The sequence below is a fragment of the Bradyrhizobium sp. PRIMUS42 genome, from assembly GCF_023006515.1.
Classification (GTDB): Bacteria; Pseudomonadota; Alphaproteobacteria; order Rhizobiales; family Xanthobacteraceae; genus Bradyrhizobium.
In genome coordinates, this window is the sequence record NZ_JALBGZ010001563.1 from 1 (window position 1) to 494 (window position 494).

Consider the following 494-nt stretch of genomic DNA (forward strand, 5'->3'; position numbering starts at 1 on the left):
CACCGACAATCCGGTGCGGCTGACGCGCTCGGTGAAGGATGCGCTGACGCGCGTCACCAGCGGCGGCGCGCCGGTCTATGTCTGGCCGGGTGGCGGCATCACCTACATGGTCGACGTGACGCAGATGCCGGCGGGCGCGTTCGGCTATGTGCCGACGCCAGCGCTGGTCGCGCCGATCGAGTTCACGATGAAGCTGTCGGACTACGCCGCGCTCGGCGGGCACATGGATTATGTGAAGCCGCTCGCCGAGGTGCAGGGGGGCGACGATATCAGGCAATTGCCCTGGCAGAATCCAATTCCGGGACCCCGGGCATGACAAGGCTCCCGCAAATCGCATTGCTGTCTGATGGCCGGCGGCTGCATTTGCAGGATGGACCGATCGATCTGATCGTGGAGGCGAGGGGGCGCGCGGACGCTGTGCGCGCAGCTTATGAGGCTGCGGCGCGGCGGTTCACGGGGCTGCTCGACGAGCTCTGCGCGGAGCTGCCGGAGCT

The 494-nt window shown here is 67.4% G+C and carries 2 pseudogenes; both read left to right on the forward strand.

Annotated elements, in window-relative coordinates:
- A pseudogene (locus MOV75_RS41665) lies at window positions 1-316 on the forward strand (6-hydroxynicotinate reductase); the annotation flags it as partial.
- Window positions 313-494 (forward strand): annotated as a pseudogene (locus MOV75_RS41670) (UPF0280 family protein); the annotation flags it as partial. The pseudogenes MOV75_RS41665 and MOV75_RS41670, both read left to right, overlap by 4 nt.